This is a genomic window from Epilithonimonas caeni DSM 17710, from assembly GCF_000426465.1.
Lineage (GTDB): Bacteria > Bacteroidota > Bacteroidia > Flavobacteriales > Weeksellaceae > Epilithonimonas > Epilithonimonas caeni.
Genome location: NZ_AUFK01000014.1, coordinates 270,811 through 288,123, shown reverse-complemented (window position 1 = coordinate 288,123; position 17,313 = coordinate 270,811). Strand labels below are relative to the sequence as shown.

General features: G+C 36.2%; 17 protein-coding genes. 6 read left to right on the top strand and 11 right to left on the bottom strand.

What is annotated here, in order from left to right; all coding sequences use genetic code 11:
- Positions 1-92: 92 nt before the first annotated feature.
- Together K319_RS0109565 and K319_RS0109555 are read right to left on the bottom strand one after the other, a co-directional pair.
- Positions 93-1,499 (bottom strand): tetratricopeptide repeat protein, encoded by a 1,407-nt coding sequence (locus K319_RS0109565; protein WP_027383464.1) that lies wholly within the window; start codon positions 1,497-1,499, stop codon positions 93-95.
- Between the two features lie 359 nt (positions 1,500-1,858).
- The gene (locus tag K319_RS0109555) at positions 1,859-3,349 is read right to left on the bottom strand and encodes a catalase (RefSeq protein WP_027383463.1); all 1,491 of its coding nucleotides are present in this window, start codon (positions 3,347-3,349) and stop codon (positions 1,859-1,861) included.
- Between the two features lie 113 nt (positions 3,350-3,462).
- On the opposite strand from K319_RS0109555, the gene K319_RS0109550 reads away from it, so the two are divergent.
- The 6 genes from K319_RS0109550 to K319_RS0109520 all read left to right on the top strand — a co-directional run bounded on the left by K319_RS0109550 (position 3,463) and on the right by K319_RS0109520 (position 8,221).
- Positions 3,463-4,416 carry a hydrogen peroxide-inducible genes activator gene (locus K319_RS0109550; protein ID WP_027383462.1) on the top strand — a complete coding sequence of 318 codons (954 nt, stop codon included), beginning with the start codon at positions 3,463-3,465 and terminating at the stop codon, positions 4,414-4,416.
- 201 nt (positions 4,417-4,617) lie between these two features.
- Positions 4,618-5,898, top strand: a complete 1,281-nt coding sequence (gene metK / locus K319_RS0109545; protein ID WP_027383461.1) for a methionine adenosyltransferase — start codon at positions 4,618-4,620, stop codon at positions 5,896-5,898.
- Positions 5,899-6,051: 153 nt separating this feature from the next.
- Entirely contained in the window at positions 6,052-6,456 is a 405-nt protein-coding gene (locus K319_RS0109535; RefSeq protein WP_316930924.1) for a hypothetical protein, read from the top strand.
- A 216-nt stretch (positions 6,457-6,672) separates the two neighbouring features.
- A complete protein-coding gene (locus K319_RS0109530; RefSeq protein ID WP_027383459.1) occupies positions 6,673-7,263 on the top strand; it encodes an RNA polymerase sigma factor in 591 nt (196 codons plus the stop codon).
- 44 nt (positions 7,264-7,307) lie between these two features.
- The gene (locus K319_RS21640; protein WP_169712661.1) at positions 7,308-7,445 is read left to right on the top strand and encodes a hypothetical protein; all 138 of its coding nucleotides are present in this window, start codon (positions 7,308-7,310) and stop codon (positions 7,443-7,445) included.
- A 77-nt stretch (positions 7,446-7,522) separates the two neighbouring features.
- Entirely contained in the window at positions 7,523-8,221 is a 699-nt protein-coding gene (locus K319_RS0109520) for a YjjG family noncanonical pyrimidine nucleotidase (protein WP_034671620.1), read from the top strand.
- A 53-nt stretch (positions 8,222-8,274) separates the two neighbouring features.
- Here the strand turns inward: K319_RS0109520 and trpS are convergent, their stop codons facing one another.
- The 9 genes from trpS to ileS all read right to left on the bottom strand — a co-directional run bounded on the left by trpS (position 8,275) and on the right by ileS (position 17,271).
- On the bottom strand, positions 8,275-9,243 hold the full coding sequence (gene trpS, locus K319_RS0109515) for a tryptophan--tRNA ligase (protein WP_027383457.1): 969 nt from the start codon (positions 9,241-9,243) through the stop codon (positions 8,275-8,277).
- 83 nt (positions 9,244-9,326) lie between these two features.
- The gene (locus tag K319_RS0109510) at positions 9,327-10,049 is read right to left on the bottom strand and encodes a LytR/AlgR family response regulator transcription factor (RefSeq protein WP_027383456.1); all 723 of its coding nucleotides are present in this window, start codon (positions 10,047-10,049) and stop codon (positions 9,327-9,329) included.
- Positions 10,050-10,058: 9 nt separating this feature from the next.
- A complete protein-coding gene (locus K319_RS0109505; RefSeq protein ID WP_027383455.1) occupies positions 10,059-11,147 on the bottom strand; it encodes a sensor histidine kinase in 1,089 nt (362 codons plus the stop codon).
- A 258-nt stretch (positions 11,148-11,405) separates the two neighbouring features.
- Complete coding sequence (locus K319_RS0109500; protein WP_027383454.1) at positions 11,406-12,047, bottom strand: SanA/YdcF family protein; 642 nt, start codon at positions 12,045-12,047, stop codon at positions 11,406-11,408.
- 21 nt (positions 12,048-12,068) lie between these two features.
- A complete protein-coding gene (locus K319_RS0109495) occupies positions 12,069-12,713 on the bottom strand; it encodes a lipoprotein signal peptidase (RefSeq protein ID WP_027383453.1) in 645 nt (214 codons plus the stop codon).
- Positions 12,713-12,904 (bottom strand): DUF2683 family protein, encoded by a 192-nt coding sequence (locus tag K319_RS0109490; protein ID WP_027383452.1) that lies wholly within the window; start codon positions 12,902-12,904, stop codon positions 12,713-12,715. Before K319_RS0109490 ends, K319_RS0109495 begins: the two co-directional genes overlap by 1 nt.
- A 63-nt stretch (positions 12,905-12,967) precedes the next feature.
- The gene (locus K319_RS0109485) at positions 12,968-13,213 is read right to left on the bottom strand and encodes a DUF6576 domain-containing protein (RefSeq protein ID WP_027383451.1); all 246 of its coding nucleotides are present in this window, start codon (positions 13,211-13,213) and stop codon (positions 12,968-12,970) included.
- A gap of 72 nt (positions 13,214-13,285) precedes the next feature.
- Positions 13,286-13,666, bottom strand: coding sequence for a TraR/DksA family transcriptional regulator (locus tag K319_RS0109480; protein ID WP_027383450.1), 381 nt, complete (start codon positions 13,664-13,666; stop codon positions 13,286-13,288).
- Positions 13,667-13,818: 152 nt separating this feature from the next.
- Positions 13,819-17,271 (bottom strand): isoleucine--tRNA ligase, encoded by a 3,453-nt coding sequence (ileS, locus tag K319_RS0109475; RefSeq protein WP_027383449.1) that lies wholly within the window; start codon positions 17,269-17,271, stop codon positions 13,819-13,821.
- Positions 17,272-17,313 lie beyond the last annotated feature (42 nt).

Here is a 17,313-nt window from a genome sequence, read left to right as displayed (position 1 = left end):
TTACCAAAAGTAACTACATCATTGCTTACTTTTGAAATAAAGTAACCTACACAACAGATACTTCGTCTTGATAATCAGTTAGTTAAAATGACTTAAAAATTTGTGTTAAACCAATTATAAATATCGACAGATTGTGGGATGTTCAGACGTTTCCGGATTCGGTACTTTTTATTTTGGACGGTTCGTGGTTCTATGAAAGTAATTTTTGCGATATCCTTGGTTGAAAGATTGAGCTTAAGAAGTGCACAGAACTCTATTTCTGACTTCTGAAGCTCCGGGTTGATTTTTAAAAGTTTTTCGGAAAAATTTGGAAAAACTTGCTCAAAAGTGAACATAAAGGCAGGGTCACTATTTCTGGCCAATTCTGTAAGCATCGAGTAAGATTCGTTCAGAGTGCGGGGAATAACCTTTGGCTTGTTTTTTTTTAAAATGTAAAAAATAAAAACGCCAGCCACAATTACAATAATGAGAAGTATATAAATCCATTTAAAATTATTATGACTCTTGGTCTTCTCATCTACTTCAATAACCTTCTGCAAAGAATTATACTTGCTTTCCAGAATGGAGATTTCCAACTGCTTCAGCTTATTTTCATAAATAATGGCACTGTCTTTTTTATTACTTTTTTTGTACAGTTCTACCAATGAATTATAGACCTTCTTTTTGTTGAGCTCGGTTCCTGTTTTTTCACTGGTTATGAGAGCTTTATGGAAGTACTTCATTGCCTCTTCAATATTGCCTGACTTCTCGTAAGCTTGTCCTAATATGAAATAATTGAGCATCATGATAGAATCATCATCCTTACCCAGAGGCTTTAGCACAACCGATTTCAATGCAAAATATCGGGCAGAATCAATATTATAATCGGCGTAGATGCTGGCCAAGTTAGAATAGTTGACATATTGAAATTGATCAATTTCCTTGTCATTCTTTAATTCGTTATAGCTCTTTATCACTTCGCGTAGTTTTTGCACGGCTTTTCTAGGTTCTCCTTTATCAGAATAGATATTGCCATAACTTATAAGCACATTGGCTTTTGCAAAGAATATTTTTTTCTGACCGCTATTGTCGGCCTTCAGTATAGAATATGCTTTGTCTAGATAGCTTAGGGCTCTGTCATTCAATCCATTGATGGAAAAGGCTTCTGCAAGATAGATGTTAGCCATTCCTTGATAATAACTATCATTATATAAGAGGGATTTTGAATCCAATTCTTCTGCAGATTCAATCAGATCATCAATTTTGTTCTTACTGTAGAAATATCTGCATTTTCTATCTAATAGTGTTAACTCAGCAGAATAATTCTTTTGCTCCCTTGAGATTTTCAAAAGTCCGTCAATCTCACGAAATGCCTTGTCAAGATTCTCATTAAAGAGAACGCCGTTTTGCTTGATATCATTTTTTAGTTTAGCCGATTTTTGAGCATAGAGTGATTGTGAATAGCTTATGCAAAGAAATAAAAGTATAGTGTTGAAAGTAATTTTTAATGCCGTAATCATTCTTCAAATTTATTAAGAATATTTTGCGAAATGACTTTTTGCGATAAAAATAATTAACAAGTTTTTATTGAAAGTAATTGATATTGAATTTAGATAAGCATACTAAGGCTGATTTAACTTCAATTAATGCTTAAGCGAGGTTTTATTAGGAAAATTTTCAGGATCAAACTAAATTAATTAGGGGATATTCCCCGTTACAGTCTTTTGGTGCACTGATTATTTGGCAGGATTGGTTTCCTCAGATGACGATGAGAACGTCACCCTTTTTTTATGATGGAAATGTTTTGGAGCGGGTTCCGGACAAAAAAGAAACGCTGCTTCAATAAAGATGCAGCGTTTCAGAAATTTTCAGGTCTTTTTTATTTCGCGTGATTCATCGCATTAGCGTCAATGTTGACTCCAAGTCCTTGTGCGACTCTCATTCCTAGTTCAATATTTGCTCGGAAAAAATGGCAAAGCTGACGGTTGATAATTTCGTCTCTCTTTGGTCCATCGATTCCGCTCATATGACCAACGATGTTGTTGACCAAAGCTGTTCTTGCTTCTTGATTCAAAGCTTTTGTATAGAATAACCCAGGTTGTGTGTAATGGTCATCATCATTTTGATTTCTATCGTAATTGGCAACATGAGTATTGTCTAGATCGTATTCCAGATTTTTGTAAGATTCTGTTGGTTCTACATCGCTAAAGCTGTTTGGATAGTAATTCGGTTTGTCGCCATAATCAGAATCATCCGCCATAAAGCCGCCTCTTTGGAAATTATTGACAGCAAAAGGACATCTGTTAACTTCAAGTTGGTGAGAATTGACGCCCACTCTGTATCTGTGTGCATCGGCATAGGAAAATAATCTTCCCTGCAGCATTTTGTCCGGAGAGAAGCTAATGCCATCGATCAGATGACTTGGCGCAAAAGCCGATTGTTCTACGTGAACGAAATAATTTCTGGGAACTTCATTAAGTTCCATTACACCAACTTCTTGTAACGGAAATTCATCCTGGAACCACACTTTTGTTACATCGAATGGATTCCAACGCCATTCTTTGGCCTGTTGCTCGGTCATTGTCTGGATGTAAAGTTTCCATTTCGGGAAATCACCTTTTTCAATAGAGTTGACCAGATCTTCCTGAGAAAAATCCGGATTTTCGCCTTTCATTTTTGTGGCTTCGTCATCAGAAAAATTCTTGATGCCTTGTTGTGTTTTGAAATGAAATTTAACCCAAGTTCTCTCATTATTTTCATTGATCATGGAAAAGGTATGAGAACCGAAACCATGCATATGTCTGTAACCATAAGGTGTTCCTCTGTCAGACATCAGAATTAAGACCTGATGAAGAGATTCCGGATTAAGAGACCAGAAATCCCACATCATTGTCTTGCTTTTCAGATTGGTTTTCGGGACACGTTTCTGAGTGTGGATGAAATCCGGGAATTTTTTTGCATCCTTGATAAAGAAAACCGGTGTGTTATTTCCTACCAGATCCCAGTTTCCGTCTTCGGTATAGAATTTCAAGGCAAAACCTCTCGGGTCTCTTTCTGTATCGGCACTTCCCATTTCTCCGCCGACTGTAGAGAACCGGGCAAACATTTTACAGGAATTCCCAACTTTGGAAAAGAGCCTGGCTCTGGTATATTGACTAATATCGTGCGTCACCGTAAAAGTTCCATATGCACCAGAACCTTTTGCGTGAACAATTCTTTCAGGGATCCTTTCTCTTACAAAGTGGGCAAGATTCTCCTGAAGAACAAAATCCTGTAACAAAACCGGGCCTCTTGGTCCGACAGTTTGCGAATCCTGATGCTCGTAATATGGTGAGCCAACGGAATTTGTGAGTTTTTTCTTGTTTTCCATATTTCAGATTTTATGATTTAATTCATTTATTGAGATGCTAAATTCGATAAAAAAACTTATTTATGAAACAAATTAATAATTATATTTGTAATAGATAAAATTAATTAGAAATCGTGAATATCCAACAACTAGAATATCTGATTGCAGTAGATAAATATAAACATTTTGGTAAAGCTGCACAAGCTTGTTTTATCACTCAGCCAACACTCAGTGCAATGATTCAGAAATTTGAAGATGAGCTTGATGTGAAGGTTTTTGACAGGACAACGCACCCGATCAGAACGACAGATGCAGGAGCAGAAATCATCAAGGAAGCTCAGAAAGTCATCGATTCTGTAAATGAACTGAAGAATAAAGCTAATTTCCTAAACAATATCCTTGCAGGTAAACTGAATCTCGGGATCATCCCCACAGTTTCAAGTTATATTCTTCCAAACGAGATCTTCAGATTCCTTCAAAATAATCCACAGATCGAGTTGAATATCAAGGAAATGACTACTGAAAGTATCATCAAGTCCCTGAAATCCGGAGAGTTGGATGCCGGAATTATTTCTACACCATATTCTGCAGCAGACGAATTCTATCAGGACTTTCTTTTCAATGAGGAATTAATGCTCTATTCAGCAAATCAGGAAGCAGGTGTTAAAAAAGACTGTTTTGTTGTTCCGGAAGACATTGACGTGGACAAAGTTTGGCTTTTGGAGGAAGGGAATTGTCTTAGAACCCAGTTCGAGAATATCTGTCACCTGAAAGAGAATTCTTTGAAACCAAATAACTTAGAGTTTTTGGCCTCCAACATCAATACATTAATTCAGATGGTTGATAAAGTGGGGGGAATTACCATTCTTCCGGAAATGGGAGTTGAGCAATTGTCTTACGAACAGAAACAAAAAGTTTCCAGATTTATCAAACCGTTTCCTTTCAGAGAGATTAGTCTGATATATTATAAGCCAACTTATAAACAAAAGATCATTGATGAATTAATTTCAGAAATCAGAGGATCGATGTCTCAAAGGCTTAATTATTATAAGGATTCTGAAAATTATGTCAGTATCAAACCTGAATAAATTCATACTTGATCAATAGGAATTGATTTTGAAATCTAAAAAATAGTATGTATTTTTGCGGTCGAATTTTGAATAAAGGAGGAAAACTTTGACTGATTGCAACCTCAATAAAAAATGCTAAAACAGATTTTTCTCTTTTAGTTCCTTTTTACAATCGTCATTTTTTAGACTTCGAAATATAAAATACAAAAGGAATAATTTATGTCTTATTTATTTACGTCCGAATCAGTTTCTGAAGGACATCCGGATAAAATCGCAGATCAGATCTCTGATGCGCTTATCGATCATTTCTTAGCATACGATAAAAACTCGAAAGTAGCTTGCGAAACTTTGGTTACAACTGGTCAGGTTGTTTTGGCAGGTGAGGTAAAATCTGAGGCTTATCTAGATGTTCAGCATATCGCAAGGAATGTGATCAACAAGATCGGTTACACGAAAAGCGAATATATGTTCAACGGTGATTCTTGTGGTGTCATTTCTGCGATCCATGAGCAATCTCCGGATATCAATCAAGGTGTGGACAGAACATTGGACGAAACCGATTTCGAAACCAGGGCTAATGCTCAAGGAGCCGGAGACCAGGGAATGATGTTCGGTTATGCAACCAACGAAACAGAGAATTATATGCCTTTGGCTTTGGACCTTGCACATCAGATCCTGAAAGAATTGGCGGATCTAAGACGAGAAGGGAATGCTATTCCTTACCTTCGTCCAGATGCAAAATCTCAGGTGACAATAGAATATTCCGACGATCACAAGCCGGTAAGGATCGATAGCATTGTAGTTTCCACACAGCACGATGATTTCGGGAGTGAAGATGCCATGTTGGCGAAGATCCAAAAAGATATTATAGAGATCTTGATTCCTAAGGTGAAAGCTAAACAAAAACCGGAGATTCAGGAATTGTTCAATGGTGATATCAAATATCATATCAATCCGACCGGAAAATTCGTGATCGGTGGTCCTCATGGTGATACAGGTTTGACGGGAAGAAAGATCATCGTTGATACTTACGGAGGAAAAGGTGCTCACGGAGGTGGTGCATTCTCTGGAAAAGACCCTTCAAAAGTGGATAGGAGTGCAGCTTATGCAACAAGACATATTGCGAAAAACCTAGTTGCAGCTGGTGTCGCAGATGAGGTTTTGGTACAGGTTTCCTATGCGATCGGTGTTGCCGAGCCTTGTGGACTTTATATCAATACATATGGAACTTCAAAAGTTGGGATCAATGATGGGGAATTGGCTAAGAAGGTTCAGCAATTGTTTGATCTACGGCCTTATGCTGTCGAGAAAAACCTTAAATTGAGAAATCCTATCTATTTGGAGACTGCAGCTTACGGACATATGGGCAAAGATTATTACGTAGCTGATAAAACCTTCAACAAAGGACAGAAAAATGAATTAACTTTGAAAGATCTGGAATTCTTCACTTGGGAGAAACTTGATCGAGTAGATGATATTAAGAAAGAATTCGGGTTGTAAGACCCAAAATTTTAGAAATCTTGAAACTGCTTTGTCTTTGGATGAAGCAGTTTTTTTAAATTTGAACTTTAAGATCCAAACAGAATGAAATCAATTATTTATTCTATACTTTTTGTGCTCCTATTTTCTAGTACAATGAAATCGCAATTGACGATGCACAAATTCATAAACGTAGGCTATGTCTATCAAAACCAAAGTTTTGGAGAGGTCGGAGGGAAGCTGCTTTTCTTGAAGACTGATGATGTGCTTTTTAGAGTTGGGGCTTCAGCTTTGATGGGTTCCTCTAACAATGAGTTCGTAATAATGCCAAAGGTGAACGCAGATCTTTTACTGAATTTTCAGAAGAACGTCGATTTTTATCATGCCCACTATTTTATTTTGGGAGCAGAAGCAACGAATAAATATATTGCACCAAAGGCTGGTTTTAGCCTTTTTGGAATTTTGGACCTGACCGGCGGATATGGATTTTCAATTGATAAAGATGGAATAAACGGTAAGGAACTGAAAGGGCTTAATGTCAATTTCACAATAAATATCCCTTTGGTTGTGATAAAATGATTTAACTTTTTGGAATTATTTGAATCAAATTAAAGAAAAATGAAAGTTTAACAATTCATTAACATTTCGTTTTAAGTTTTTTATTATTTTTACAAACCTAAATTAAAGCGTATAGAATAAATTTACTTCAGAAAAATAAAATAGATTGAATCTCTCCAAATTAATTATCTCTATAATTAATATCTGGTCTGGTTCTATACTTAATGAAGTAAAGTTATGAAAACGCAAACTGATAGCCAGCTGATTCTACAATATCAAAACGGTGATGAAAACTCACTTTCTTATTTGATAAACAGGCACAAGAAAGATCTTTTCAATTTTATCTATTACAAATTGATGGATGAGGACCTTGCAAATGACATCTTTCAAGACACGTTCATGAAAATAATCGTAACTCTTAAAGAGAGACGCTACAAAGAAGAAAACAAATTCATCCTTTGGGCAAAAAGAATTGCCCATAATTTGATAATTGACCATTACAGGTTGCAGTCTAAAAACATCAAGATCTCTGAAACGTCTTTTGAGAATGAAGAGTTCTCTATTTTTGATATCATAAAAGAACCTGAAAATAATATTGAGGACAAGTTAATTGATAATCAAATTAATGAAGACCTTTTAAAGATGCTGGTAATGCTACCAGATAACCAGCAGGAGGTTATCAAATTGAGATTTTTTGACGGGCTAAGCTTCAAGGAGATTGCGGATCATACAGATACAAGTATCAATACCACTTTGGGCAGAGTGAGATATGCGCTGATCAATCTTAGAAAAATAATGGAGGAGCATAAAATTATTTTGACAAAATAATAATAAAGTTTTTTTTTTGGCGTTATTCTTGTAAAAGTCTGCCTATGAAAAAAAACGACACTTTAACTAAAAAAGCTTTGATGCCTAAAAAAGAAATAATTGATTTTTTGTTGAATTATTCCAAGAATATTCACACACTCAAAACTAAAAACAGAAAAGCTATTTTGGTTTCGAAAAATTAAAGTTTTTTAGATTTTAATAATTGATTTATGATTTGAACTTTCCTACGTGGATCAGAAAATGATTAGATTTGTGCCTTATGAAAAACATAAGGCACATTTTTTTTGATCTGGACAATACACTTTGGGACCACCGCAAAAATGCATATTTAACAATCAGGGAGTTATTCGGTCAGCAGAAAATTGCTGAAACCTATAAAATCGATTTCGAAGAATTTCACCGTACTTATCATATCATCAATGAGAGACTTTGGGAGCAGATCAGAGATGAGGAAATTGATAAAGAATATCTTAGGAAACATCGTTTCTATGATACATTTTTGAAATTTGGAATTGACGATCGGATTCTTGCCGACTACTTTGAACATCATTTTTTAGACGAAATTCTAAAGTATAATGAACTGGTTGACGGAGCATTGGACCTACTCAATTATTTGAAATCAAAGAATTACAAGATGCATATCATTTCCAATGGTTTCCAGGAAGTAACCGAAAGAAAATGTATTTTGTCCGGAATTGCTGATTTCTTTGAGACGATTACCAGTGCGGATTCTGTCAACATCAGAAAACCAAGACCAGAGATTTTTGACTATTCCTTAAATCTTGCAAAAGCTAAAAAAGAAGAAAGTATATTAATTGGAGATGATTGGATCGCAGATGTGAAAGGAGCCCAAAACTTTGGAATTGATGTCATTTTCTTTGATGTTTTAGACGAAAACCCTCAAGAAGAAAGTTTGACGTTTATCAAGCATTTGTCAGAAATCAAAGAGTATTTATAAAAGAAAGCCCTTTCAAGATCTTGAAAGGGCTTCTATATGATTAAAAGTTTGAATCAAATTCCCAAACTTTCTCTGACTCTTTTTATGGTTTGAGTGGCAATAACTCTGGTTTTTTCTGCACCTTCCTGTAATTTAATTTCCAGCTCATCAAGATTGTTCATGTAGTAATTAAAAGTTTCTCTTTCTTTCGCAAACTTTACTAAGATCAAATCCAGAAGTTCCTTTTTCGCATGACCGTAGCCATAATTTCCAGCCAGATATTTTGCTCTCAATTCTTCGGTTTGTTCAGGTGTCGCGACCAATTCATAGATTGCAAAGGTCTTATCCGTTGAAGGGTCTTTTGGCTCCTCCAAAGTTTTGGAGTCAGTTTCAATGGACATAACCTGCTTCTTCAATTCTTTTTCCGGTAAGAAGATATTGATGATATTTCCTCTGGATTTAGACATTTTATGCCCGTCGATTCCCGGAACATATTTGGTGTCCTCCTGCAGTTCTGCTTGCGGCAAAACCAAAACTTCGCCCATCTGATTATTGAACCTCGAAGCAACATCACGTGCAATTTCCAAATGTTGAAGCTGGTCTTTCCCAACAGGAACAATCTCTGCATCATATAATAAGATATCTGCGGCCATCAGTATCGGGTAAGTGAAAAGTCCTGCGTTTACGTCCTGCAGTCTGTCCGCTTTGTCTTTGAAAGAATGCGCCAACGTCAACCTCTGGTAAGGGAAAAAGCACGACAAATGCCAGGATAACTCACAAGTTTCCGGGATGTCACTTTGTCTGTAAAAAAAAGTTTTTTCTGTGTCTAGTCCACAGGCAAGCCAAGCCGCAGCAATCTCGTAAGTGTTTTGTTTCAGTTCTTTCGCATCTTTGATCTGAGTTAAAGAATGCAGATTGGCGATGAAAAGAAAGGATTCGTTCCCTGCTTTTTTTGATAATTCGATCGCTGGGATTATTGCTCCCAAAAGATTTCCCAAATGTGGGGTTCCGGTGGCTTGTATTCCGGTAAGGATTCTAGACATTTTTTAATTATAATTTGTACAAAAATAGACAAAATTTAGATTTTATCTTGTTTTTAGACGCATTAAGAAATTAATATCAGAAATTAAATTCCATAGATCTCTTTGAATAGAACGGCTTGCCTGCGGGAGATTTCCACTTGATTATCATAAGGGAGTTTTATCATCAAGTTGCCACTGAACCAATTCTCGATATTCTCTATATAATTGATATTGAAAATGGTATTTCTGTTGGCGCGGAAATATTTTTCCTGAGGAAGTTTCCTTTCAATGAGATTCAGAGAACGGTTTAAAACGGCTTTTTCATTACGAAAAAATACCTTCGTATAGTTGCCTTCTACTTCGAAAAGGTAGATTTCGGACATTTTTACCATCCAGCATTTTTCACCATCTTTAATGAAGATCTGATCGTCAAAATCAAGTTTTTTATCTTGCTTTTCTGTAGTATCGGCAAGTTTTTGTTTTACTTTTTCGATGGCTAATGAAAGTCTTTTCGGATTAATGGGTTTCAAAAGATAATCCAGAGTGTTGTACTCAAAAGACTTTATGGCAAATTCATCAAAAGCGGTTGTGAAAATGACCATCGGAACATTTTCCAGCATTTCCAGAAGCTGAAACCCATCTTTTTCAGGCAACTGAATATCCAGAAAGATCAGATCCGGTTGATGGGAGTTGACCAATTCAAAAGCGACATCGGCATTCTCTGCTTCGGCAAGAATTTCGATTTCAGAGATATCATTCAATAAATCCTTCAATTCGTTCCGTGCAAGTCTGGAATCTTCTACGATGATAGCATTGATCTTCTTCATTTGTCAAATTTAAATATTAATATTTCCCGAATTGATGCTGATCTCTGCAATCACTTCATCATTGTTTTCGGATAATTTGAACGTAGCGTTCTCATCATAAAGAAGCTTCAGACGTTCTTCGATGTTTTGTAGGCCTATTTTTGTTGAACCTTCAATTTGAGAGATCTTGCCCGTATTTTTTACAATAATTTGAAGGTCATTCTTATCCAAATAGGTTTTTATCAAAATATTACCACCGTTTTTCAATGTAGAGATTCCATGTTTTACGGCATTTTCTACCAACATCTGCAAGATCATCGGCGGGATCTGGATGCTTTTTGTTTTGTCCAAAATATCAAACTGAAAACTTAATCTATCTTCATACTGGATCTTAGAGATCTCCAAAAAATTCTCAACCGTTTCCATTTCTTGTTCTACGGTTACAAAATTGGTTTTTCCCAAAAGTAAAGACGATCGCAGCAATTCTGAAAGTCTTGTGATCATTTCTTTTGATTTCAAAGGGTCTTCCTGTACCAATCCTCGGATATTGTTGAGACTGTTGAAAATAAAGTGCGGATTGATCTGCCCTTTCAAGGTGTTGAGATGGGCATCTTTCAGATTTTTTTCAATAGATAATTTTTGTTTTAAATCCTCCTGTTTGCTTTTATAGATCTTGTAGGCACAGATAAAGACAAGCCAATTGATTGTGATAAAGAGAAAATAAAAATAATTAACAATTCTTTTGTCAAAAGTCTGATCGGCTGTATACTCAAACCGGGCCTCGGATTCTACTAAGAAATTTTGTGCATAGATCAGAAAAGGCCAAAGCATTATTTGGAAAATAACGTGTAATATCAATACAATACCGATGATCAATGCTATGTTTCTAAAACTGAAAAGTTGTTTTAATGAAAAAAGTTCAATAAAATAGATAACAATATTTGAAATGATATAAAGTAAAAATGTGACAAAGAATAATTCGAAGATGTAAAGGCTTAAATGTTTTTTTGAGTATAGTTCTGTATAGATCAATTTTTTGAATGTCAAAAAAAAGAAAATTGTACTTAAAAGATAAGTTATTGTAAAAACGTGATATTTCCAGTTTTTAAGTAAGGTCACAATGATATTTTGTTGATTGATTCTACGAATTTACTTTAAACTTTATTTAGAAAACTGCTTTTTGTTTTTAAACTTAAGTAATTTATAAATTAAAATAATTGAGTGAAAAAGTCGATAATTCTAAAGACGATCTCGAGAACAAATGTTACCATAATTATATAGTTTTTGATGATTTTCTTAAACAAATATAGAAGACAAAAAATAAAAAGCCCATCAAAATATGACGGGCGGTAAATTGTAAACATTGAAAGGTTTTTTCTAAGGAATTAAGATTTTCTCTCCGCCGAATTTCGGTTCTACATGGAACCAAATATCCAGATAGGCTTTGGCTTTTGCAAGATATTCACGGAGATTGGTTTTCAGTCCCGCATATTTGTCCACATCTTTAGCATTGTAGCCAAAAGCTTCTATTCCATGATTTTTAGCGAGAAAAACAGCCCGTTCGTTATGGAATTTCTGAGAGATGAAAATGACTTTGTTTTGTCCAAAGATTTCTTTAGCCCTTACAACGGAATCCAATGTCCTGAATCCGGCGAAATCTTCGTAGATCTTTTCTGCCGGGATCCCGTTTGCTATGAGGTCTAGTTTCATCTGTTCCGGTTCATTGTAACCTTTTACAGAATTATCGCCACTTACAATGATGGTTTGTATTTTGCCGGATCTGTACAGTTCCGTAGCAGCATCTATTCTGTATTTGAAATATGGATTAGGTCCCCCGTTGCTCAGACTTTTGTTTGTTCCCAAAACGACGGCGGTTTTTACCTTCGGAATTTCAGAAATCGCATACGAAATAAAAGGATCACTTTCTTTCGTGATAGAGTAATTGGCAAAAACGATAAAAAGAAATCCTGCTACGAAGAGCAGCAGGAATATTTTGATCAAGTTCTTAATTATTTTCATTTGTGTATTTTGATCTTATTTCTAAAAATCTAATCCGTTTGGAAAAGCTTTTTTCCTAAAAATGTAAAGGAACAATGCACCGATCGTGATAGAACTATCGGCAACATTGAAGATATATTTGAAAAACTCGATTCTGTTTCCTCCAAGAACCGGAATCCACTCTGGCCAGGTTGTATCTACCAGAGGAAAATGCAGCATATCTACCACGCAGCCTTTCATGAGGTCAGAATAGCCGTGACCGAATTGCGTGAGTTTGGAAATTCCGCTATAATCGATCCATGTTCCAGATTCTGCATCATAGAAAGTTCCACTGTCAAAAATGACACCGTAGAATACGCCATCAAAAACATTTCCGATAGCACCTGCAAATATCATTGCCATTGGAATGATGAGGTAGTTGGAAGCACCTTCTTTCAGCCATTTCTTAAAAAGCATTATCATACCGATTGCCAGGACTATTCTCAGTATAATCAAAGCATATTTCCCCCACAATCCACCGAAATGTAATCCGTAGGCCATCCCAGGGTTTTCAACAAAGGTCATCTTGAACCAGCTAAGTCCAAAAACATTTACACTTTCACCAAGTTGGAAATGGGTTTTGACATATATTTTGGAAAATTGATCAATGAGAAGAATCAAGAATGTGATCGCAACTATTTTCTTCATTACAGTCCTTTTGGTTTTGGTGTTCTGGTGATTTTTTTATCTTTTCTGTCGCTGATCTTTTGGATGGTTTTCTTATTATGAAAATTGTTTTTTGTGTGAAATTTTTCAAACTCGATATTCATGTCCTTCAGCACGCTTTTCAGTGCGGTAAGCTCCATAGAGTTTTTGGTGTGTACAATTATAGATTCCATTTTTTTTGATTTTTTTGAGACTGATCTTTCTTCAAAAGGTTTTGCAAATGTAATTCAAATTACTTATTTCTTGGATAATTCGTCCAGCCTTTTACGTTCTTTTTCGGTAAGGTCGTTCAAGCCGTTTTTTCCGATCTTGCTGAGGAGTTCATCGATCTCATCCTGTCGTTCTTTACGTTTTGCATTATACTCGTCATCGATGGTGTGGTATTTCTGCTCAGGTTTAAAAATGTTTTTGACCGACTGGCTTCTGCTAAGGGCAAAACCAATTACAGCGATCAAAAGTAAAATAATAGTCAATATCATCATTATAAGAAAAAAGCCCCAATTCCCAATCTTTAGAATCGGAAATTCGGACTTTGTATTTTGAAGATCAGTTCTTTATCTCTGCATGTTCTTAGCCTCGATACTAAGTGTTGCGTGTGGAACAGCTCTCAGCCTTTCCTTTGGGATTAGCTTTCCGGTTACTCTACAAATACCGTAAGTCTTGTTCTGGATACGGATCAATGCATGTTTCAGGTCACGGACAAATTTTTCCTGTCTCGATGCCAAGATCGCATTTTGTTCTTTGCTGAGTGTTTCTGCGCCTTCTTCAAAAGCCTTGAAGGTTGGCGAAGTGTCGTCCGTCCCGTTATTTTGATTATTGATAAAACTTTCTTTTATAAGACCAAGGTCATTTTCTGCTTTTGCAATTTTTTCTTGGATCAATTGCTTGAATTCTTGCAGCTCAGCATCGCTATATCTTAATTTTTCGTCTGCCATTTCCATCGTTGTTAATTGTTCAAATTTTTATTTTTTTAGCTTATTATTAGCAGCTACGCATTTTTTAATTAACAAGAATAAAGATAAAATTTGAAATATTTCAATAATGATGTTTAATTAACAAATCCTTAATGATAATCAATTAGTGCTATTTATTTCTCAATTTTCACCTTGAATTTTTCTTCATCTATCTCTATTTCTTCGAAATTTGAAAGTGAATTTACAAATTCTATTTTATCCGACAATACTTCTGCAGAAATATATGCATGATTGTTGATAAATTCTTGTTTGAAAGGGCAGGATTCTTCCAATTGGATTGATATTCTGTCCGTTAATTCAAAATCTTTTTCTTTTCTCAGATTCTGAACCCTGTTGATGAACTCTCTTGCTACACCTTCCGCCTTCAATTCATCCGTCAATACCAAATCTAATGCCACAGTTGTTTTTCCTTCACTTGCAACTGTCCAGCCCGGGATATCTTTTGTGGAGATTTCCACATCTTCGATTGTTATTTCGTATCCGGCAACGGTTGCTTTTCCTGTTTTTTCCAGTTCAGCAATTTGTTCGGTTGTGAAGTTTGAGATCTCTCCGGCAACCGTTTTCATGTCTTTTCCTAGTCTTGCGCCAAGGGTTTTGAAATTCGGTTTTATTTGTTTTACAATAAGATGTGAGGCTTCTTCTGCGTTTATCAATTGTAATTCCTTAACATTAACTTCTTGTTTGATCAATTCTGAAACAGCCAAAATTTGCTCCTCGGTTTTCTTATCTAAAACAGGAATCATCACTTTTTGCAAAGGCTGACGAACTTTTATGTTTTCTTTTTTTCTCAATGAAAAAACCATAGAAGTAATTTGTTGCGCGAGATGTGTTTTTTCAACCAGATCTTGGTCAATCAATGATCCATCCGCAACAGGGAAATCTGTCAAGTGAACAGAATTTACCAATTCTTTACCTGTTACTTTGTTCAAATCCTGGAACAATTGGTCCATAAAGAATGGCGCAATTGGTGCTGAAAGTTTCGCAACAATTTCCAGACAAGTATAAAGAGTTTGGTAAGCTGAGATCTTGTCATCGCTGTAATCGCCTTTCCAGAAACGTCTTCTACACAATCTCACATACCAGTTGGACAAGTTGTCATTTACAAAGGTATTGATGGCTCTTGCCGCTTTTGTCGGTTCGTAATCTTCGTAGAAAGACTTAACTTCTTTGATGAGAAGATTCAATTCAGATAAAATCCAACGGTCGATTTCCGGACGATTTTCAACGTTGCTCTCAAGGTATTTGAATCCGTCAACATTCGCATACAAAGCAAAGAAAGAATAAGTATTATAAAGCGTTCCGAAGAATTTCCTTCTCACTTCATCAATTCCTTCAATATCGAATTTCAGGTTTTCCCAAGGATTCGCATTGGAAATCATATACCAACGCGTTGCATCTGGGCCATAAACCGCTAGAGTTTCAAATGGGTCAACTGCGTTGCCAAGACGTTTGGACATTTTTTGTCCGTTTTTATCAAGAACAAGACCATTGGAAACAACATTTTTATAAGCTACAGAATCGAAAACCGCTGTTCCGATAGCATGCAAAGTATAGAACCAGCCACGAGTCTGATCAACACCTTCCGCAATAAAATCTGCAGGGAAAGCATTGTTGTTATCAACTAATTCTTTGTTTTCGAAAGGATAATGCAGTTGAGCATAAGGCATTGAACCTGAATCGAACCAAACATCGATAAGGTCGCTCTCACGTTTCATTTCTTTTCCTGAATCAGAAACCAAAATGATTTTGTCAACCACATTTTTGTGAAGGTCAATCAAGTCATAATTTTCCTCAGACATATTGCCTATTTTGAATCCTTTGAACGGGTTTTCTTTTAGGAAACCTGCTTTTATGGATTTCTCGATTTCGTTATATAATTCCTCAACAGAACCGATGATCTTTTCTTCTTTTTTGTCGTCCGTTCTCCAAATTGGCAATGGAATTCCCCAATATCTTGAACGGGAAAGATTCCAGTCGTTGGCATTTTTCAGCCAGTTTCCGAAACGGCCTTCCCCGGTTGATTTTGGTTTCCAGTTAATGGTTTCGTTAAGGTCGAACATCCTGTCCTTCAAATCCGTCATTTTGATGAACCAGGAATCCAATGGATAATACAACAACGGCTCATCTGTTCTCCAGCTGTGCGGGTAGCTATGGACATATTTCTCAACTTTGAAGGCTTTGTTTTCCTTTCTCAGTTTCAAAGCAATTCTTTCATCTACAGATAAATAAACCTTTAGATCCGAAATTATTGATTTTAATTTCTCCTTCTGAATGTTAAATTCAGCTGCTTTTTCTTCATCATTCAGATATTCAGCCTTCACGTATTCATTCGCAAAACCGTACGTTTCATCATTGATGATTGATAAAAATCTACCCTGCAGATCCACCAAGGGAACCGGATTTTCATATTCATCCAGAACCAACATTGGCGGAACTTCTGGCGACGCTTCTTTCGCCACTTTCGCATCATCAGCACCAAAAGTCGGCGCGGTGTGTACAATCCCGGTTCCGTCTTCTGTTGTTACAAAATCTCCTGAAATCACTCGGAAAGCGTTTTCCGGATTTTGGTAAGGTTTTGCGTAATCTAAAAGTTGCTCATATCGGATTCCAACCAGATCAGCACCTTTGAATTCTGCTAAGATTTGATAAGGAATTGTTTTGCTTTCAGAAGTATAATTTGTAAAATCGTCATCAGTCCCTTCAGTATATCTCTTCCCGAATTGTTTTCCAGTTAAAGCTTTCGCCAAAACAATATTGATCGGCTCAAAAGTATATTGGTTGAAAGTCTTAATCAAAACATAATCGATTTTTGGACCAACTGTCAAAGCTGTGTTGGAAGGTAAAGTCCAAGGTGTAGTCGTCCAGGCCAAGAAATGTACATCGCCAAAACCTTGTAAAAACGAAGGCAAAGTTTCCGGCAACGATTTGAACTGAGCAACAACCGTTGTGTCGGAAACATCACGATAAGCGCCTGGTTGATTAACCTCGTGAGAAGATAATCCTGTTCCTGCTTTTGGAGAATAAGGCTGGATGGTGTAACCTTTATAAATCAAACCTTTGTCATAGATTTGTTTCAAAAGCCACCAAACCGTTTCCATATATTTTGGTTTGTAAGTGATGTAAGGATTATCCAGATCCACCCAATATCCGATTTTCTCGGTCATATCATTCCAAACATCGGTGTAACGCATTACGGCATTTTTACATGCCTCGTTGTATTCTTCGATCGTGATTTTTTTTCCGATATCTTCCTTAGTAATTCCGAGTTCTTTTTCAACGCCTAATTCTACAGGAAGTCCGTGCGTGTCCCAGCCAGCTTTACGAAAAACCTGCTTCCCATTCTGAGTCTGGAAACGACAGAAAATATCCTTGATAGCTCTTGCCATAACGTGATGGATCCCCGGCATTCCGTTTGCGGAAGGTGGTCCTTCATAAAAAACAAACTCCGGTTGTCCTTCTCGGATCTCTACGGATTTTTTGAAAGTATTGTTGTTTTTCCAGAATTCTGCAACGTTCTTTGCAGTTTCAGTAAGGCTAAGGCTTTTATATTCAGTGAACTTGCTCATTTTCAAACTCTAAAATCTGTTTCTGATGGATTAAGTTTGCGA

Excerpts from the sequence above, each read along its gene's own strand:
- ileS (WP_027383449.1), bottom strand. The coding sequence starts at position 17,271 with ATGAGCAAGTTCACTGAATATAAAAGCCTTAGCCTTACTGAAACTGCA.
- K319_RS0109565 (WP_027383464.1), bottom strand. The coding sequence starts at position 1,499 with ATGATTACGGCATTAAAAATTACTTTCAACACTATACTTTTATTTCTT.
- K319_RS0109530 (WP_027383459.1), top strand. The coding sequence starts at position 6,673 with ATGAAAACGCAAACTGATAGCCAGCTGATTCTACAATATCAAAACGGT.
- K319_RS21640 (WP_169712661.1), top strand. The coding sequence starts at position 7,308 with ATGAAAAAAAACGACACTTTAACTAAAAAAGCTTTGATGCCTAAAAAA.
- K319_RS0109480 (WP_027383450.1), bottom strand. The coding sequence starts at position 13,666 with ATGGCAGACGAAAAATTAAGATATAGCGATGCTGAGCTGCAAGAATTC.
- K319_RS0109535 (WP_316930924.1), top strand. The coding sequence starts at position 6,052 with ATGCACAAATTCATAAACGTAGGCTATGTCTATCAAAACCAAAGTTTT.
- K319_RS0109495 (WP_027383453.1), bottom strand. The coding sequence starts at position 12,713 with ATGAAGAAAATAGTTGCGATCACATTCTTGATTCTTCTCATTGATCAA.
- K319_RS0109520 (WP_034671620.1), top strand. The coding sequence starts at position 7,523 with ATGAAAAACATAAGGCACATTTTTTTTGATCTGGACAATACACTTTGG.
- K319_RS0109555 (WP_027383463.1), bottom strand. The coding sequence starts at position 3,349 with ATGGAAAACAAGAAAAAACTCACAAATTCCGTTGGCTCACCATATTAC.
- trpS (WP_027383457.1), bottom strand. The coding sequence starts at position 9,243 with ATGTCTAGAATCCTTACCGGAATACAAGCCACCGGAACCCCACATTTG.
- K319_RS0109500 (WP_027383454.1), bottom strand. The coding sequence starts at position 12,047 with ATGAAAATAATTAAGAACTTGATCAAAATATTCCTGCTGCTCTTCGTA.
- metK (WP_027383461.1), top strand. The coding sequence starts at position 4,618 with ATGTCTTATTTATTTACGTCCGAATCAGTTTCTGAAGGACATCCGGAT.
- K319_RS0109490 (WP_027383452.1), bottom strand. The coding sequence starts at position 12,904 with ATGGAATCTATAATTGTACACACCAAAAACTCTATGGAGCTTACCGCA.
- K319_RS0109510 (WP_027383456.1), bottom strand. The coding sequence starts at position 10,049 with ATGAAGAAGATCAATGCTATCATCGTAGAAGATTCCAGACTTGCACGG.
- K319_RS0109485 (WP_027383451.1), bottom strand. The coding sequence starts at position 13,213 with ATGATGATATTGACTATTATTTTACTTTTGATCGCTGTAATTGGTTTT.